The organism is Mesorhizobium sp. SP-1A, assembly GCF_032460275.1.
Taxonomy (GTDB): domain Bacteria; phylum Pseudomonadota; class Alphaproteobacteria; order Rhizobiales; family Rhizobiaceae; genus Mesorhizobium.
This window is the reverse complement of record NZ_JAVXZD010000001.1, coordinates 1159122-1177388: the sequence shown is the minus strand read 5'-3', so window position 1 is coordinate 1177388 and position 18267 is coordinate 1159122. Positions and strand designations below refer to the sequence as shown.

General features: G+C 64.7%; 16 protein-coding genes. 12 read left to right on the top strand and 4 right to left on the bottom strand.

What is annotated here, in order from left to right; translation table 11 throughout:
• Positions 1 to 106: 106 nt before the first annotated feature.
• The 5 genes from QU595_RS05655 to QU595_RS05635 all read left to right on the top strand — a co-directional run bounded on the left by QU595_RS05655 (position 107) and on the right by QU595_RS05635 (position 3989).
• Positions 107 to 850: a competence/damage-inducible protein A gene (locus QU595_RS05655; protein WP_315919701.1), complete on the top strand. Its 744-nt coding sequence runs from the start codon at positions 107 to 109 to the stop codon at positions 848 to 850.
• Between the two features lie 86 nt (positions 851 to 936).
• Positions 937 to 1770 (top strand): universal stress protein, encoded by an 834-nt coding sequence (locus QU595_RS05650; protein WP_315919700.1) that lies wholly within the window; start codon positions 937 to 939, stop codon positions 1768 to 1770.
• A 158-nt stretch (positions 1771 to 1928) separates the two neighbouring features.
• The gene (gene gpt / locus QU595_RS05645; protein WP_315919699.1) at positions 1929 to 2426 is read left to right on the top strand and encodes a xanthine phosphoribosyltransferase; all 498 of its coding nucleotides are present in this window, start codon (positions 1929 to 1931) and stop codon (positions 2424 to 2426) included.
• Positions 2427 to 2630: 204 nt separating this feature from the next.
• Positions 2631 to 3131, top strand: a complete 501-nt coding sequence (locus tag QU595_RS05640) for an NUDIX hydrolase (RefSeq protein WP_315919698.1) — start codon at positions 2631 to 2633, stop codon at positions 3129 to 3131.
• Positions 3132 to 3302: 171 nt separating this feature from the next.
• The gene (locus QU595_RS05635) at positions 3303 to 3989 is read left to right on the top strand and encodes an aspartyl/asparaginyl beta-hydroxylase domain-containing protein (protein ID WP_315919697.1); all 687 of its coding nucleotides are present in this window, start codon (positions 3303 to 3305) and stop codon (positions 3987 to 3989) included.
• Between the two features lie 72 nt (positions 3990 to 4061).
• On the opposite strand, the gene QU595_RS05630 is transcribed toward QU595_RS05635, so the two are convergent.
• A complete protein-coding gene (locus QU595_RS05630; protein ID WP_315919696.1) occupies positions 4062 to 4397 on the bottom strand; it encodes a hypothetical protein in 336 nt (111 codons plus the stop codon).
• 689 nt (positions 4398 to 5086) lie between these two features.
• On the opposite strand from QU595_RS05630, the gene QU595_RS05625 reads away from it, so the two are divergent.
• Both QU595_RS05625 and QU595_RS05620 read left to right on the top strand, forming a co-directional pair.
• Positions 5087 to 8878 (top strand): vitamin B12-dependent ribonucleotide reductase, encoded by a 3792-nt coding sequence (locus QU595_RS05625; RefSeq protein ID WP_315919695.1) that lies wholly within the window; start codon positions 5087 to 5089, stop codon positions 8876 to 8878.
• A 277-nt stretch (positions 8879 to 9155) separates the two neighbouring features.
• A complete protein-coding gene (locus tag QU595_RS05620; RefSeq protein ID WP_315919694.1) occupies positions 9156 to 9797 on the top strand; it encodes a hypothetical protein in 642 nt (213 codons plus the stop codon).
• 956 nt (positions 9798 to 10753) lie between these two features.
• Here QU595_RS05620 and QU595_RS05615 read toward each other — a convergent pair.
• Together QU595_RS05615 and QU595_RS05610 are read right to left on the bottom strand one after the other, a co-directional pair.
• On the bottom strand, positions 10754 to 10954 hold the full coding sequence (locus QU595_RS05615; protein ID WP_315919693.1) for a hypothetical protein: 201 nt from the start codon (positions 10952 to 10954) through the stop codon (positions 10754 to 10756).
• A gap of 272 nt (positions 10955 to 11226) precedes the next feature.
• Positions 11227 to 11475, bottom strand: coding sequence for a ParB N-terminal domain-containing protein (locus QU595_RS05610; RefSeq protein WP_315920720.1), 249 nt, complete (start codon positions 11473 to 11475; stop codon positions 11227 to 11229).
• A gap of 144 nt (positions 11476 to 11619) precedes the next feature.
• Between QU595_RS05610 and QU595_RS05605 the strand changes: the two genes are divergently transcribed.
• The 5 genes from QU595_RS05605 (at position 11620) to QU595_RS05585 (ending at position 17703) form a co-directional block, all read left to right on the top strand.
• Positions 11620 to 13254, top strand: a complete 1635-nt coding sequence (locus tag QU595_RS05605) for a N,N-dimethylformamidase beta subunit family domain-containing protein (RefSeq protein ID WP_315919692.1) — start codon at positions 11620 to 11622, stop codon at positions 13252 to 13254.
• A gap of 282 nt (positions 13255 to 13536) precedes the next feature.
• Positions 13537 to 14892 (top strand): aspartate aminotransferase family protein, encoded by a 1356-nt coding sequence (locus QU595_RS05600; protein ID WP_315919691.1) that lies wholly within the window; start codon positions 13537 to 13539, stop codon positions 14890 to 14892.
• A 24-nt stretch (positions 14893 to 14916) separates the two neighbouring features.
• A complete protein-coding gene (locus QU595_RS05595; RefSeq protein WP_315919690.1) occupies positions 14917 to 15846 on the top strand; it encodes a 3-keto-5-aminohexanoate cleavage protein in 930 nt (309 codons plus the stop codon).
• A 325-nt stretch (positions 15847 to 16171) separates the two neighbouring features.
• On the top strand, positions 16172 to 16678 hold the full coding sequence (locus QU595_RS05590) for a GNAT family N-acetyltransferase (RefSeq protein WP_315919689.1): 507 nt from the start codon (positions 16172 to 16174) through the stop codon (positions 16676 to 16678).
• Positions 16675 to 17703, top strand: coding sequence for a histone deacetylase family protein (locus QU595_RS05585; RefSeq protein WP_315919688.1), 1029 nt, complete (start codon positions 16675 to 16677; stop codon positions 17701 to 17703). Before QU595_RS05590 ends, QU595_RS05585 begins: the two co-directional genes overlap by 4 nt.
• Here QU595_RS05585 and QU595_RS05580 read toward each other — a convergent pair.
• The gene (locus tag QU595_RS05580; RefSeq protein ID WP_315919687.1) at positions 17700 to 18209 is read right to left on the bottom strand and encodes a hypothetical protein; all 510 of its coding nucleotides are present in this window, start codon (positions 18207 to 18209) and stop codon (positions 17700 to 17702) included. The two genes, QU595_RS05585 and QU595_RS05580, sit on opposite strands and share 4 nt — an antisense overlap.
• Between the last annotated feature and the right edge of the window lie 58 nt (positions 18210 to 18267).

The following is an 18267-nucleotide window of genomic DNA, read 5'->3' as shown; positions in this document are numbered from 1 at the left end:
CCGGCGCGGTGCCAGGGGCTATGTGAGTCGCACCTTCTGTTTTCAGTTGCATTCGTGCCGCGCGAGACGAGCCTGCTCGGCGCAAGATGCCCAGCCGGAGCCTGCCATGCCCCAGATCGTCACCGCCGCCATGCTCGTCATCGGCGACGAAATCCTGTCCGGCCGCACGAAGGACAGGAACATCGGCCATCTGGCGGACATCATGACGGCGATCGGCATCGACCTGAAGGAAGCGCGCATCGTGCCGGACGACGAGGACGAGATCGTCGCGGCGCTGAACGCCCTGCGGCCGCGCTATACCTATATTTTCACCACCGGCGGCATCGGCCCGACCCATGACGACATCACCGCCGATTCGGTCGCCAGGGCCTTCGGCGTGCCCTGCGAATACGACGCCAGGGCCTACAAGATGCTGGAGGAGAGCTACGCCCGGCGCGGCATCGAGTTCACCGAGGCGCGCAAGCGCATGGCGCGGATGCCGCGCGGCGCCGAGCACATCGATAATCCCGTCTCTGTCGCGCCCGGCTTCCGCATCGGCAACGTGCATGTGATGGCCGGCGTGCCGGCGATCTTCCAGGCCATGCTGGACAATGTCGTGCCCACCTTGAAGACCGGCGTGAAGATGCTTTCGGCGACCGTGCATTGCCCGTTCGGCGAGGGCGTCATCGGCGGCCCGCTTGCCGAGATCCAGAAGGCGCATCCCGACACCATCATCGGCTCCTACCCCAAATATGACGGCGGCAGGTTCTGGACCGAGCTGGTGGTCAGGGCGCGCTCGCAGGAAGCGCTTGAAGCCGCGCGCGCGGCGGTCCAGTCTATGGTGGACGGCCTCGCCGCCGCGGCCGGCTGACGGGAGACGGCATCCGCCGGAACCCGGCCGGCGGCGGACGCGTTCCATGCAGGCGAGCCGTCTCGCGACAGAGTGAGGGATCTGCCATGCCGTTCAAGACCATCGTCGCCATCCTGCAAAGCGAGCAGGACGCCGAACGCGTGCTCGACTGCGCCATACCGCTCGCCTCCCAGTTCGGCGCCCATCTGATCGGCATCCATGCCGAGGCGATGCCGGTGCCCTACACCTCGGCGGCCGGCTTTCCGGACACCGAGTTCCTGCAGGTCTCGTCCGAACTGAACAAGGAACGCGCCGACCGGCTGCAGGCGGTGTTCCTCAGGCGCATAGAGGGCGCCGGCCTGTCCTTCGAGTGGCGCAGCCTCGAAACCTTCTCCGGCGACAGCGCGCTTTCGGGCATCGCCAGCGTGCGCACCGCCGACCTGGTGGTGGCCGCGCAGCGCGAGGCCGGCGGCGACCACACCGCCGATGTCGACACGCTGGTCTACGACGCCGGCCGGCCGGTGCTGGTCGTGCCGCATTCGGGGCCGCTGATCACCACCTTCAAGCACATATTGCTGGCCTGGAACGGCTCCAGGGAAGCCGCGCGTGCCGCCTTCGACGCCCTGCCCTTCATGGTCGCCGCCGAGAAAACGGAAGTTCTGATCACCGACCCGCCGGATTCCCTGGACGAAAGCGCCGAGGCCGCCGGCGCCGACATCGCCGCCGCGCTTGCCCGCCACGGGGTCTCCGTTTCCGTGGCGGTCGCGGACACCGACGGCGTGGCCGTCGAAGACGTGATCCAGAACCGGCTGGTCGAGACCGGCGCGGACCTGATCGTGCTCGGCGCATACAGCCACTCCTGGCTGCGGCGCCTGCTGTTCGGCGGCGTGACCCGCTCGGTGCTGCGCACCGCCCCGGTGGCTGCGTTCCTGTCGCGCTAGGCCGCTGCACGGCCGAACGTCCACGCGGATCGGCCGCTTCCTGCGCGTCCACAGCGGCGGTGCGCGATGGCTCTTGCCAAACTCGCGCATTTCCGGCTAATTCCGCCCGCATTCCCCTGTTTCATGCGCGCGGCGGGGCCGCGCTTGCGGAGTGCACCATGTCCCTTCCCGAAAAGGCTTTTCCCGTCTCCTGGGATCAGTTCCACCGAGACGCGCGCGCGCTGGCCTGGCGGCTCGCCGGCGTCAACGGCCAATGGAAAGCGATCGTGTGCATCACGCGCGGCGGGCTGGTGCCGGCGGCCATCATCTCGCGCGAACTCGGCATCCGCATCATCGAGACGGTCTGCGTGGCCTCCTACCACGACTACAGTTCGCAGGGGCAGCTCAAGGTGCTGAAGGAAATCGACTCGGCCCTGCTCACCGACGACGGCGAAGGCGTGCTCATCGTGGACGACCTGACCGACACCGGCAAGACCGCCGGCGTGGTGCGCGCCATGATGCCGAAGGCGCATTTCGCCACCATCTACGCCAAGCCGAAGGGCCGCCCGCTGGTCGACACCTTCGTCACCGAGGTCAGCCAGGACACCTGGATCTACTTCCCCTGGGACATGGGCTTCACCTACCAGAAGCCGATCGCGGACGATCACGCCGGATAGCGGCAGCCGGCATTTTCCGGGAAACCAGGCGAAACCGCAGCGCAAAGCGCCCGAATACGCCCGAAATCCGTTCGATACCGAAACTTGCAACGGCCGGGATACGCCTTTTGGCGCCTCGGCCAAAGTTTTTACTTTTGTAACGGACAATTGCGCGTAAGATTCCTGAGACGGCAAACGATTCCGGGTGCGATTCGAGAATTTCGAATGCTGAAAGGACCGCTCACAAGCGAAGATCACCTGACCGAACGGATGCGAAAGCTGTTCGGCAGCGTGCCGCGTTGCCTGCAGGTGGCCGCCCTGCCCTGGCGCGCAGGCCAGAACGGCGTCGAAATCATGCTCATCACCAGCCGCGACACCGCCCGCTGGGTGCTGCCGAAGGGCTGGCCCGAGCCAAGGGAGCCGCTTTGCCGGGCCGCGGCCCGCGAGGCGAACGAGGAAGCCGGGCTGCGCGGCACGATCTCGCCGATCGAGGCGGGCCGCTATCTCTACGCCAAGGCGATGTCCTCGGGCCGGGACGTGCCCTGCGAGGTGCTGGTGTTTCCGCTACTGGTCAGCGAAATCGCCGACAAATGGAAAGAGCAGCACCAGCGCGAACGCCGGTGGGTCGCGCCGGACGAAGCCGCGCATATGGTTCGCGAAGACGATCTGGGACAGGTCATCGCCGATTTCGGCGCCCATCCCGACCGCTTCGCCGCCGTCCCCTGATCAAGCCCTCACTAAAACATCATTGCCGCGTGTAGGCCAAACCCGGTAAAATGGCGTTCCGGGATCGGACGGCCTTTGTTTTGGAGCATGATCCTGTCCGAAAGCCCTGCCGCTTTTCGGGATCAGGCTCCGGCGGACGCAGATTTCTTCGGCAAGCCGGGGAGAAAGGCAATGTCTCGCTTCTATGACGGCGCATCGGGTCTGGTGCGGAGAATCTACGACAAGCGCATAGACACACCGTCGATCCTCGATGCCGAGGCCGACTTTCCCAATTCGGCCATGTTCATCGCCGCCTGGCAGGCGATCCGCGACGAGGCGCAGGCCATCCGCATGGAAAAGGTGCCGCGCTTCCACGACATCATGCCGGAACAGGCCGACATTTCGGCGAGCGACGGCCAGGACTGGCGCATGTTCGTGCTCAAGGCCTACGACGTCGCGGTGCCGGAGAACATGGCCCGCATGCCGGTGCTGTCCGGCCTGCTCGCGCAGTGCCCGGAGGTGAAATCCGCCGCGATCTCCTTTCTTGCGCCACGCAAGCACATACCGGTTCATCGCGGGCCGTTCCGCGGCATCATGCGCTTCCATCTCGGCCTGAAGATTCCGCGGCAGCCCGACGGGCGACCGGCCACGGTGATGATGATCGACGGCCACGAACACCGCATCAGCGACGGCCAGGGCATGTTGTGGGACGACACCTACCCGCACGAGGTCCTGAACGACGCCGACGAGACCCGCGTCGCGCTGCTGCTGGATGTCTGGCGCCCGCATATGCCCGTCGATCTCGAAATCCTGTCGCGCCTGATCGTGGACGCGGTGCAGATCGGCATGCGCTACCGCGGCGTTTCCTATTCGGGGTGAACAGGAATTCGAGGTCACAGGAGGCCGTGCGGACGGCCCGGATGTTTCGCTGCGTTTGCGGGCCCCTCGCCGTCAGCCGCCGCGCCTGCCGAGCGTTCGCAGCATCCTTGCCGCGGCCGGTGCCAGCGGCTTCCAGTCCAGGTCGCCGCCCACGCCCCTGAGATCGTCATCCCATTGCTGCGTGAAGACGGCTTCCTCGAGCCCCGTCTCGCCGCTTTCGCCCGGCACCGGCCAGCGGACGGCAGTCGAGCCGGCGACCATCAGGCCGCCTGCCGAAGCCGGCGCATATTCGCATTCGGCAGGGTCGCAGCACTCGTCGACGAGTGAAGCCAGAGCGGGCGTGGAAGCGGCGACGAACAATCCGACCACCTCGCGATCGGCGGCCTTGCGGACGAAATAGGCTTTCAATGGCCAACCCCCCGAGGAACGACGAGCGTCGCTCCTCAGCACTATTTCCCCCAAGGGCGTTTTAGCGATATGCGGCGAACAGACAAGGCGGGAGCCGGCAAAATATCGAGCTCGCCCGCGTTGCTTCCACCGATTTTTCTCCCCGTTATCCACATTAGTGACACACAAGATATTGGGGTCATAAAATCTGCAAGAACGAACCCTTGACGGGTCAAACCGAGTCGCTTTTTATGGGCCATGCGCTCCTGTTGAGGGCGTGGCCGGAAAGTTTCGAGCCCGGTCTTTTTCCCGGAACCTGTGTGTCCTGCCCGATCTGTTTCACCCGCCTGCGCGAGCGGCGGAGAGGGTGGGCCTGTGGGAATCCGGACGGCCGGAACGGAAATCAAGGACTGGAATAAATTGTCTGTTAACACTATATTTAGCGTTTGCAGGCATCGTTTTCACTAGATAATGTGAACCTCCCTCCTGGGAGGGTTTTGAGAAAAAGTATCAGTCAGAGGGGCCCGCGAGGGGTCGTCTTCCAGCCGCGAATGGGCCTTTACGAGGGGCCGGCGGTGGCGGGCGCGCGTCGCGGATATGAGACCCGGCCCCATTTTCGCGGCCGGACAAGGCGGACCTGCGCTTAAAGCGGCGGATTGCGGAAATCTCCGGCGAAAAGCGCTATATATAGACGGAAAAGGACAGGCACGATGCGCATCGAGCGGCGTTTCACCAAGCAAGGACAGTCGGCGTACGCGACGATCGAGTTCCGCAAGGCTCTGTCGGAGATCAAGAATCCCGACGGCTCCGTGGTGTTCCGCCTGGACGACATCGACGTCCCGGCGCAGTTCTCCCAGGTCGCGGCCGACATTCTCGCCCAGAAATATTTCCGCAAGGCGGGCGTGCCTGCGCGCCTGAAGAAGATCGAGGAGAACGACGTTCCCTCCTTCCTGTGGCGGTCCGTGCCCGACGAGGCGGCCCTTGCCGAACTGCCCGAGGCCGAGCGCTACGGCTCCGAAACCGACGCGCGCCAGGTGTTCGACCGCCTGGCCGGCACCTGGACCTACTGGGGCTGGAAGGGCGGCTATTTCGGCACGGAGGAAGACGCCGCCGCCTTCCGCGACGAACTGGCCTACATGCTGGCCACCCAGCGCGTGGCGCCGAACTCGCCGCAATGGTTCAACACCGGCCTCTACTGGGCCTACGGCATCGACGGCCCCGGCCAGGGCCATTTCTACGTCGATCCGTTCACCGGCAAGATGACCAAGTCCAAGTCGGCCTATGAGCATCCGCAGCCGCATGCCTGCTTCATCCAGGGCGTGCAGGACGACCTCGTCAACGAGGGCGGCATCATGGACCTGTGGGTGCGCGAGGCGCGCCTGTTCAAATACGGCTCCGGCACCGGCTCCAACTTCTCCATGCTGCGCGGCGAAGGCGAAAGGCTTTCGGGCGGCGGCAAGTCGTCGGGCCTGATGAGCTTCCTCAAGATCGGCGACCGCGCCGCTGGCGCCATCAAGTCGGGCGGCACCACGCGCCGCGCCGCCAAGATGGTGATCGTCGACGCCGACCATCCCGACATCGAGGCCTTCATCGACTGGAAGGTGAAGGAGGAGCAGAAGGTGGCCGCGCTCGTCACCGGCTCCAAGATCGTCAAGAAGCACCTCGAAGCCATCATGCGCGCCTGCGTGAACTGCGAAGGGCAAGACGACGACTGCTTCGATCCGGCCGTCAACACGGCGCTGAAGCGCGAGATCAAGGCGGCCAAGAAAAGCGCCGTTCCGGAGAACTACATCCAGCGCGTCATCCAGTTCGCGCGCCAGGGCTACACGGCGATCGAGTTCTCCACCTACGACACCGACTGGGATTCGGAAGCCTATCTCACCGTCTCCGGCCAGAATTCGAACAATTCCGTGTCGCTGAAGGACGACTTCCTGCGCGCGGTGGAGAAGGACGAAAGCTGGTCCCTCATCCGCCGCATAGACGGCAAGGTCCACAAGACGCTGAAGGCCCGCGACCTGTGGGAGAAGATCGGCTACGCCGCCTGGGCCTCGGCCGATCCCGGCCTGCACTTCAACACCACCATGAACGACTGGCACACCTGCGCGGCCGCCGGCGCGATCCGCGCCTCCAACCCGTGCTCGGAATACATGTTCCTGGACGACACGGCCTGCAACCTCGCCTCGATCAACCTGCTGCCCTATCGCAATGCCGACGGCACCATCGACATCGCGGCCTATGAGCACACCGTGCGCCTGTGGACCATCGTGCTCGAAATCTCCGTCATGATGGCGCAGTTCCCGTCCAAGGAGATCGCCAGGCTCTCGCACGACTACCGCACGCTCGGCCTCGGCTACGCCAATATCGGCGGCCTGCTGATGACCTCCGGCATTCCCTACGACTCGGAGGAAGGCCGCGGCCTGTGCGGCGTGCTGACGGCGCTGATGACCGGCATCGCCTACGCCACCTCGGCCGAGATGGCCGGCGAGTTGGGCGCCTTCCCGGACTATGACCGCAACGCGGCCAACATGCTGCGCGTCATGCGCAACCATCGCCGCGCCGCTTACGGCGATAAGGATGGATACGAGAAGCTGTCGGTCAACCCGGTGCCGCTGGCAGCGGAGCATGTGTGGCAGAAGGAGCTGGTCGCGCACGCCCGCGCCGCCTGGGACCGCGCCATCGAGCTCGGCGAAGTCCACGGCTACCGCAACGCGCAGGCCACCGTGATCGCGCCGACCGGCACGATCGGCCTGGTCATGGACTGCGACACCACCGGCATCGAGCCCGACTTCGCGCTGGTGAAGTTCAAGAAGCTGGCCGGCGGCGGCTATTTCAAGATCATCAACGCCGCGGTGCCGGAAGCGCTGCGCACGCTCGGCTATTCCGAAAGCCAGATCGCCGAGATAGACGCCTACGCGGTCGGCCACGGCAATCTGAACCAGGCGCCGGGCGTGAACCCTTCGACGCTCAAGGCGAAAGGCTTCACCGACGAGAAGATCGCGGCCCTGAACGGCGCCCTGAAGAGCGCCTTCGACATCAAGTTCGTGTTCAACAAATGGACGCTGGGCGAGGAGTTCTGCCGCGACGTGCTCGGCTTCACCGACGAGCAGCTCAACGACTTCTCCTTCGAGATGCTGCCGGCGCTGGGCTTCAGCCGCAAGGAGATCGAGGCCGCCAACATCCATGTTTGCGGCGCGATGACGCTGGAGGGAGCGCCGTTCCTCAAGGTCGAGCATTATCCGGTGTTCGACTGCGCCAATCCCTGCGGCAAGATCGGCAAGCGCTACCTGTCGGTGGAAAGCCACATCCGCATGATGGCGGCGGCCCAGCCCTTCATCTCGGGCGCCATCTCCAAGACCATCAACATGCCGAACGAGGCGACGGTCGAGGACGCCAAGAATGCCTACATGCTGTCCTGGAAGCTGGCGCTGAAGGCCAACGCGCTCTACCGCGACGGCTCCAAGCTGTCGCAGCCGCTGAACGCCTCGCTGATCGCCGACGAGGATGAGGACGAGGACGACGCGGTCGAGGCGCTGGTGGCCTCGCCGGCCGCCGCCAAGGCGGTGGCGGTGACGGAAAAGATCGTGGAACGCATCATCGAGAAGGTGGTGCGCGACCGCGAGAAGCTGCCGAACCGCCGCAAGGGCTATACGCAGAAGGCCATCGTGGGCGGCCACAAGGTCTATCTGCGCACCGGCGAGTTCGACGACGGGCGTCTCGGCGAGATCTTCATCGACATGCACAAGGAAGGCGCCGCCTTCCGCGCCATGATGAACAACTTCGCCATCGCCATCTCGCTCGGCCTGCAATATGGCGTGCCGCTGGAGGAATATGTCGAGGCGTTCACCTTCGTGAAGTTCGAGCCGGCCGGCATGGTGCAGGGCAACGACGCCATCAAGAGCGCCACGTCGATCATCGACTATGTGTTCCGCGAGCTGGCGATCTCCTATCTCGGCCGCAACGACCTCGCCCATGTCGACACCGACTTCTCCAACACCTCGCTGGGCAAGGGCATCACCGAAGGCAAGGCGCTTGCCTTCTCCAAGGGGCTGACGCGCGGCGTTTCCCCGGTGAAGCTGGTGAGCGGTTCGGGCAGCGAGCCCAAAGGCTTCGGCGGCGGGGCGGCGCCTTCAGCCACCCCTGCCCGCGCGGCGCCCTATGCCTCCAACGTGCACCCGATCTCGGCCGGCGCCACGGCGCTGAAGCCGGCGACGGCGGGGCTTGCCGAGGAAGCGACCGCCTTCAAGCGCGACTATGAGGAGCGGGCGCGCGAATTGGTGGAAGAGGCGGAGCAGGACGAGGCCGACGCCGCGACCGAGTTGTTCAGCGACGCCGCGCAGAAGGAAGCCACCGACGCCAAGGCGCTGGCCGCCGCCCGCCGCAACCAGGCGATCATGCAGGGCTACACCGGCAACATGTGCTCCGAGTGCCAGAATTTCACGATGGTGCGCAACGGAACCTGCGAGAAGTGCGACACCTGCGGCGCGACGAGCGGGTGCTCGTAAAAAGCTGAGATTTTAAACCGCAACATGCTCGGCCCGGTCGCAAGATCGGGCCGAAAGAGCAAAAAGAACAAAAGCTGAAATAGGGATTAAATCTTTAAGTCGCCACGCGACCCAAAAACACCAAAGCCGACCCAATCGGATCGGCTTTGGATACCGCAAACGAAGCAAGCCGCTGCGGGGCGAAAGAGTTCGACACTCCTCCTGTGACAAGGTGACTTATATGGGGAGTCGGATTTTAGTGTCGAGGCGGAAACTCAGCACTCCAGAGGAAAAAACGATGCTGAATTTTGGCACTTCCGCGTACCTCAAATTGCTCTCGCTGAATTCGAAACCAAGAGACACCGAAATCAAAAAACGATTACAGCCGAGTGATAGTCGTTATGACTATTATAAAGAGATGAGACGTATAGCTTCAAATCATGCGGCGAATATGTCGACATGGATTGAGACGCAAGCCGCTATACAAGCAATAAAAAGGCCAGCGGAACGGCGCGATGCTGGCGAAGCTCTGAAGCGTTTTATCAAGTGGCTTGATGGTCGAAGCGTCACGCGTATATCCGACATTGAAAATATTCCTAGTCCCTCTGGGTTATTTCAGGTAAAATTTCAGCCCAACTTCGAACTGGAGATTGAAGGGACACCAACACGCGTTCACATATGGAACACACAAAATCCAAAGCCCAGGCTCAGAGAAGCAATCGGCGTATTAGGCTTATTTGTTCAAAATGGAGATGCATTTCGAAGGGCAATACTGTCCCTTCGGACAGGCGAATTATTCGTGGCTCAGAACGCTGAAAGCGTCCGACAATTGGCCACTCTTTTAGCACTAGATATTGAGAAGCGCATTCAAAGAATCCAAGAGAATGAATCTGGCGATCATTCGACAGACGACAGACCAAGTGATACTGCCATCGGGTAATCGACGTACAGTAGTATATAGGTATATCATCTGCACTGCGCTGCCGTTCAGGCATGGATTCCCGACACTCTTCGTTCGCTACGCTCACTCGAGGCCGAGAATGACAGAGGAGATGCTGTCCGCCTTCGATATCTTCGTTCTAGTCCCCCTCAGTTCTGCGCTTCGTTTCCGCTTTTTTCAGCGTTGGCAGTTAGCCGCTGCCGTAATTTACATCCGTCATTCCCGGCCTCGAAGCGAGTGAAACGAGCGCAGAGTGTCGGGAATCCATGCCTGAACAGTGGCCAACGCGAGAGGGTGCAGAATCTGGCCACCTAGAACAAGCAGTGCAGGGCATGGCGATGCAAAGCATAATATGTGGGATAATCCGCTCATGCACTTTGCCCAACCCGTTGAAACCACACGGCGTTTGCAAAAACAGCGCGCGTTTTTGTCCACGCCTTCCGCCCTCCCCCCATACTCCGTCGCAGTTTCTCCTGCGGGAACGCGGTGTCGCGACGGCGGGACGTGGGGAGGAACCGGTGCTCCGGGGAAGCGGCTAACGTGGCCGACGAAGCGGAGGGCAGCCCGGAGTCTCCAGACTTCCGTTTCGGCGGAAGCGAGCATCCGTATGTCGCTGGTGCGGGCCTGGGTGACAATCTGGTCATCCCGCCGGGAGACGGGTGAGCCGAAAAACGCCGGCGGGCGCCTGGCAAGGCGCCATAAAATTACCAATCAGAGGCACCGAACCAGGCGCCCGCTTCCTACTTCTCCCGGCCCCGCTTTCGGCCGGGGAGAAGCGCTCTTTGAACAACGGCCAGACCGGAAACGGGGCGTGGCAACGGTGAAGCTCGGCCGGTTCTCGGGCCCGCGGCGGAATCGATCCCGCAGGCCGGCCGTGGAATCAGAAGAGGCCCGGCCCTTTCGGGCGGGCCTCCGATCTGTCGGGTGCCTGCTGCGCGAGAAGCCGGCGCGAGGCGTCAGCCGCAGAACCAGTTGGCGCAGTGGCTTTCGCCGATCATGTGGGCCGGCGGCAACATGGGGCCGATCTCGTTCCCGCGTTCGCGGGCGCGCTCAAGGAGAAGACGCACCTCGTCGGGTTGCACGCCGTCGCTGGCCATCACAAGTTTGATCACCGGGTCCCTCAGCAATTCGTCCAGTTTCGGCGTAGCTTCGATCATATCTGGCCTCCTCGCAGCGAGCCCTACCCGCCCGGGTAGCCATAAGATAGGACGCCGATCGTGGCTCGCCAATGATGGTTCGGCGGCTATCTTGCGGCATCCGGCGATTTTTTTTGAGGCACCGCCCTGCCCGATCGGGCAGGAAGGCAGCCGGCAAAGGATCAAAACCCAGTCAAATCAAGGGCTCTTCGGGTCGCCTGCCCCGGCCGCACAGCGCGAGCCTTCCGGTCCCGGTGCGGGCATTTTTTTCGCGTGGCCGCAATGTGCGCCCGTCAGTGCCTGCGCGCCTGCACCAGATAGGCGTCGATGGCATCCTCGCCGAGCCATTTCATGGCCTCGAGCCGGTGCAGGCCTTCGACCAGCACGTAGCGCTTGCCGTCATGGCGCACCTGGATCGGCATCTTCAGGCCGTTTTCGACGATGTCTTCGGCGAGGTGCCGCACGGTCTCGGGATGCAGGGTCTTGCGCCGCGCCGTCGGCACGTAGATGTCGTCGACCTTGACCTTCACCACCCTCAGCATGCCGGCTCCCGAAACGATACCGGCCATGGATACGGCCTTTCGCCGCCAAGGCCAAGCGCGACGCGGCTGGCCCGATGGTTTCCGGTTGACGCCGCACGGGCGGCCCGCTGAAATGCCGGCGATCCTCCTGACCCGCCGGTGCTCATGGTCCATCTGCCGACAGAGTTCCCCGATTTCGGCCTGACGCCGGAACAGCGCCGCGAGGCGGTGCGCGGCCACTATTACGAATGGCCGGGCATGGACGGCGGGCGCGGCGAAATCTGGTGCTACACCGACCGCTTTTCCTATCCGGCCGGCGATAAGGTGCTGCTGCATGTCAGCTCGACGGCGCCGGATTTCAGCATGGAGATCGTGCGCGACGGCGCGGCGGAGAAAAAGGTCTTTGAGGCCAAGGGCATCGCCGCGCGCTGGCAGGATACGCCCGACCAGTGCTCGGCCGAGGGCTGCGGCTGGGAGGCGGCGTTCGAGTTCCGCATCGGCGAAGACTGGCCGTCCGGCGCCTATCGCGTCACGCTGACGGCCGAAGGGCGCGACGGCGGGCCGATCCGCTGCCATCACCTTTTCATCGTCGCGCCGCAGCCGGGCCGGAAGCCAGGCCGCATTCTGCAGGTGGCGGCCACCGGCACCTGGCTCGCCTACAACACCTGGGGCGGCTCGAACCACTATCAGGGCATCACCGGCCCGAACCGCGACCAGTATTCGCCGCTCGTCTCCACCCAGCGCCCGTGGTGCCGGGGCTTCGTGGTGCTGCCGCCGGAAGCGCCGCGCGTGCCGCTGGAGGTGGCGATGCCGCCGAACACCGCGCCGCGCTATCCGCACATGGAATGGGCTTACGCCACCGGCCATTCCAAGAAATACGCGTCCGCCGGCTGGGCGAGCTATGACGGGCATTTCTTCCGCTTCGCCGAGCGCGCCGGCTATGAAATCGACCTCGCCAGCCAGCACGAGCTGCATTTCTCGCCCGAAATCCTCGCAGGCTACGATTGCGTCGTGTTCGTCGGCCATGACGAATACTGGACATGGGACATGCGGGACGCCGTGGACGCCTATGTCGAAAACGGCGGGCATGCGGCGCGCTTCGCCGGCAATTTCATGTGGCAGACGCGGCTGGAGGACGAGGGTCGCCGGCAGGTCTGCTACAAATACCGGGCCCGGGCCGAAGACCCGGTCTACGGCCAGGGCGACATTCGCCGCGCCACCACCTCGTGGGAAGCCGGGGAGATCGGGCGTCCGGGTGCCGCGACCTTCGGGCTGAACGCCACGCGCGGCCTTTATGCCGGCTGGGGCGGCTGCGCGCCGCGCGGCGCGCGCGGTTTCCCGATCTACCGGCCGGAACACTGGGCCTTCGCCGGCACGGGGCTCTATTACGGCGACGTGCTGGGGGCCGAGAGCCACATCTTCGGCTACGAGGTGGACGGGCTGGAGCACGAGATCCGCGGCGGCCTGCCATACGCCACCGACAGGGATGCGCCGGAAGGCTTGCAGATACTGGCGGCCGGCATGGCCAGCCAGGTCGAGGAAAGCGCCGATATGGCGGCCGAGGACCAGTTCCTCGGCGACGAGGACGGCCGCTTCTCGGCAGAAATCCTCTACGGCACGGCAAGCGACGCCAATCTCGACAAGGTGAAGCGCGCCAACGGCATGATCGTCAATTTCCCGCGCGGCAAGGGCGAGGTCTTCCATGCCGGAAGCTGCGAATGGGTGGCCGGGCTGCTGCGCCGCGACGCCATGGTCGAACAGGTGACGACAAACGTGCTGGATCGTTTTTTGAGACGCTAGAGATTAGCAGGAGAAAATGGGTTTGCTTCACTTTCACCCCCCTCTGTCCTGCCGGACATCTTCCCCTCAAGGGGGATCAGCGGTTTCAACGTCATCCCGAATCCTGAAGATCGGCGCAAACGGTCGGGACGGCCAATCTCTCCCCTTAAGGGGGGTGAGAAGTGATCCGCGAAGCGAACGAAAAGTCCCCAAATGGGCTTTTCGAACGACGAACGACCAAGGCCATAGCCGAGGGCCGGGACCGGTAGGACGGAGAGGAATATCCGGGGAGCCGGCGAAGCCATGATCGCCACTGCGGGAATCACCCCCCACCTGTTCCATTTCACCCGCCTGCCCCGCCCGGTCGTCGACCGCGCCGACGGCATCTACATGTGGGACAAGACCGGCAAACGCTTCATCGACGGGTCCAGCGGGGCGGTGAACGTCAATATCGGCCACGGCAACCGCGCCGTCATCGACGCCATGGCGCGGCAGATGGAGCGCGTTTCGTTCGCCTATCCGATCCATTTCGACAACGAGCCGGCCATCCGGCTCGCGCAGGACCTTTGCGAGCGCCTGCCGGAAGGCATGGAGCGCATCTATTTCGTGTCGGGCGGGTCGGAGGCGGTCGAGGCCTGCCTGAAGCTGGCGCGGCAATGGGCGGTGGCCACCGGGCAGCCGAAGCGCTGGAAGATCATCGGCCGCATTCCGTCCTATCACGGCATCACCACCGGCTCGCTCGGCGTGACCGGCGACGGCGTGCTGACCGAAGCTTTCACGCAGATGGGCCACCCGATGCCGCTGGTGCCGGCCCCCTTCGTGCACCGCGACCGCGACAACCTTTCCCCCGAGCAGCGCGGGCTGCGCTACGCCGACATGCTGGAGGAGACGATCCTGTCGGAAGGCCCGGAAAGCGTCGTCGCCTTCGTCATGGAGCCGATCGGCGGCGCCGCGACCGGCGCGCTGGTGGCGCCCGACAGCTATTATCGCCGCATCCGCGAGATCTGCGACAAATACGGCATATTGCTGATCCACGACGAGGTAATGAGCGGCATCGGCCGCACGGGAAAATTCCTCGGCGGCGACCATTGGAACTGCCGGCCCGACATCATCTCGCTGTCAAAGGGCCTGTCGTCCGGCTACACGCCGCTCGGCGCGCTGGCGGCAACGGAAAAGGTGGTGGGGCCGGTTCTGGAGATGGGCGGCTTCCTGCACGGCCACACCTATGGCGCCAACCCGGTTTCCTGCGCGGCCGGCGTCGCCGTGCTCGCCGAGACGGACCGGCTCGGCCTCATCAACAACGCCGCCGAAATGGGCGCGGTGCTCAGGCAGGAGCTGGAAGGGCTTTCACGGCGCTTCCCCTTCGTGGCCGACGTGCGCGGCAAGGGCCTGCTGCTGGGCGCCGAACTCTATGCCGATCCGGTCGAGAAGGTGCCGCTGCCGCGCGAGCTGAACGCCAATGTGCGATTGATCGATCTTGCGTTCGAGCGCGGTCTCATCGTCTACTCGCGACGGGTGAAGGGCGGTCCCGAAAGCGACAACTTCATGGTCTGCCCGCCGCTCATCGTCACGCGCGCGCAGATCGGCGAGATCATGGGACTGCTGGGCGACACGCTGGAAGTGCTGGCGGCCGAACTCAAGCTGCCGGTAAACAGCTAGAATGCTGAACCGCTGAGGGAGAAAATGGCGGCAAGGAAGGTCATCATCACCTGCGCGGTCACCGGTTCGGTGCATACGCCGAGCATGTCGCCGCACCTGCCGGTGACGCCGGACCAGATCGCCGCGGAGGCGATCGCGGCGGCGGAGGCGGGTGCGTCGATCCTGCACCTGCACGCCCGCGATCCGCAGGACGGGCGGCCGACCGCTGATCCCGCGGTGTTCATGCAGTTCCTGCCCCGCATCAAGCAGGCGACGGGCGCGGTGGTGAACATCACCACCGGCGGCTCGTCGCTGATGACGCTGGACGAACGGCTCGCCGCGCCGCTGAAAGCGGAACCGGAAATGTGCTCGCTCAACATGGGCTCGATGAATTTCGGCCTGTTTCCCATTCTCGACAAGCCGCGCGAGTGGCGGCACGACTGGGAGCCGAAGCTCCTGGAAGCCACCCGGCACACCATTTTCAAGAACACCTTCGCCGACATGGAGGCGATCCTCGACAAGCTCGGCAAGGGCTGCGGCACGCGTTTCGAATTCGAGTGCTACGACGTCGGCCACCTCTATTCGCTGGCGCATTTCCGCGACCGGGGGCTGGTTTCCGGGCCTTTGTTCATCCAGTTCGTGCTGGGGATTCTGGGCGGGATCGGCGCCGACCCGGAAAACCTCGTCCACATGAAGCGCATCGCCGACAAGCTGTTCGGGGACGAATACCGGTTCTCCGTGCTTGCCGCCGGCCGGCACCAGATGCCGCTGGTTTCGATGGCCGCCGCCATGGGCGGCAATGTGCGCGTCGGGCTGGAGGACAGCCTCTATGACGGGCGCGCGCTGGCGAAATCCAACGCCGATCAGGTCAAGCGCATCCGCGCCATCGTGGAAGGGCTCTCGCTGGAAGTCGCCTCGCCGGCCGAAGCGCGCGCAATGCTGGCGCTGAAGGGCGGCGACCGGGTGGCGTTTTGACGGAGATGAAGGCGTTTCTTCTCAGCCCCCTCTGGCCTGCCGGCCCCGGCCCTCGGTCATGGCCTTGGTCGTTCGTCGTTCGAAAAGCCAAGCATTTGGCTTTTCGTCCGCTTCGCGGGCCACTCCTCACCCCTCTCAAGGGGGGAGATCAGCCTTCGTGCCCGTATTCGCGAATCACCAACGTCGCAGAATGGGCGGCGGCGTCGAAACTGCCAATCTCCCCCCTTGAGGGGGAGATGGCCGGCAGGCCAGAGGGGGGTCGGAGTCGCGATTCAACGCCTCGCCCCCAGCCCGGACCTTCGGTCCGACCCTCCCTGCAAGGGGCATGGTAAAAGTGGCGCGGCTCACCATCCGCCCTGCCCGGCCGGAGGATGCCGAGGACATCCATGCCGGCCTGCGCGGCATCGCAGAGACGATCGGCGCGCCGCACAAGGTCAAATCGACGCCGGACGACATCCGCAACTTCGGCTTCGGTGAGAATGCGGCGTTCGAGGTGCTGATCGCGGAAATCGATTCACGATTCGCCGGCATGTGCCTGTATTTCCCCATCTTTTCGAGCTGGCTCGGGCGGCCGGGCGTGTTCGTGCAGGACCTGTTCGTGGCCGAAAGCTTTCGCGGGATGAAGGTCGGCGAAAAGCTGCTGCGCCGGCTGGCGCATGACATCGACACGCAAGGCGGCGTCTATATCGAACTGGCGGTGGACACCGGCAACCTGGCTGCGCAACGGTTCTACGAACGCATCGGCATCGCGCATCAGGGCGACGATCAGGTGCACAGGATCGCCGGCGATGCGTTCCGCGCCTTCGCCAAGAATGACGAGGAGCACGAATGAAAGCCTTCTATGCCGACGAGCAGAAGCGCCACGACCCGAAGATGTTCCTGTCCAGCGGCGCACAGAAGCCGAACCCGGAACAGCCGGAGCGGGTGGAGCGGCTGAAGGCCGGCGCCAGGGCCGCCGGCTGCACCATCGAGCGGCCGCGCGACCATGGCCTCGGCCCGATCTCGGCGGTCCACACGCCCGAATATCTCGATTTCCTCGAACATATCTTCGTGCGCTGGCAGCGCATCGAAGGCGCGTCCGAGGAGGTGATCCCCAACATCCACCCCATCGCGCGCGGCGGCTCCTATCCCGCCTCCGCCGTGGGACAGGCCGGCTATCACATGGCCGACACCGCCTGCCCGATCTCGGGCGAGACCTGGGAAAGCGCCCTGTGGAGCGCCTGGAGCGCGGTCGAGGCCGCCGAAACGGTGATGTCGGGCGCGCCCGCCGCCTATGCTCTGTGCCGGCCGCCGGGCCATCACGCCTTCGCGGACGTGGCCGGCGGCTTCTGCTTCATCAACAATTCGGCTGTGGCCGCGCAGGCGCTGCGCAGGCAGGCGGCGCGGGTGGCGATCCTCGACGTCGACCTCCATCACGGCAACGGCACGCAAGGCATCTTCTATGCCCGGCCGGACGTGCTGACGGTTTCGCTGCATGCCGACCCGGTGCGGTTCTACCCCTTCTTCTGGGGCCATGCCGACGAGCGCGGCGTGGGACCGGGCCTCGGCTACAACCTCAACCTGCCGCTGCCGCGCAAATCCGGCGACGAGGCGTTCCTCGGGGCGCTGGAGCCGGCCTTCCGGCGCATCTGCGCCTTCGCGCCGGACGCGCTGGTGGTGGCGCTGGGGCTGGACGCCTTCGAGGGCGATCCGTTCGGCGGGCTTTCGGTGACGACGCCGGGCTTCTCCCGCATCGGCGAGGCCATTGCCGAACTGAAGCTGCCGACGGTGATCGTGCAGGAAGGCGGCTATCTGTGCGACGCGCTCGGCGATAACCTCACCGCCTTCCTGACCGGCTTCGGCGGCAAGGCGGATTAACGGCGGGCGGCGGCAAGCGCCTTGCGGCGGGCCTCGTCTATCAGCATGTTGGCCACCTGCATGCGGATCATGGCGCGTTGCCTGAGATGCGGCGCGACCCGGTCGGGATGGTTCGAGAAGGCGAAGCTGCGGCGCAGCCGGCCGAAATCGGCCGCCTTCTTCACCTGCCCGAGGCCAAGCTCGGCAGCGATGGAATCGGGATCGATGGGCGGCAGCGGCTCTTGCGCCTCCGGCTGCTCGTCGCCAAGCGTCACATTGGCGGCGGCCAGAAGCGCCGCGAACTCGGCGGCAAGGTCGGTCCCTTCGCCGTACTCCGCGGCATAGGCATCGCCGGACACCTTTATGCGCCCGGAGTGGAGTTCGTCCGCCACCGAAAGATAGTCGAAGGGAATGGACGGCCGCGCCGCGCCCTCCTCCGCAGCCGTTTCCGAGGCCACGAAAAGGTCGTCGAGCAAGGAGGCGAAATCCCGCTGCTTGGCTCCGGTGCCTATGTCGACCTCCCGCATCCGCCCGTTTTCTGGGTCGCCGCAGCATAGACCGGCGCCGTTAAAAATGCATGCGTGC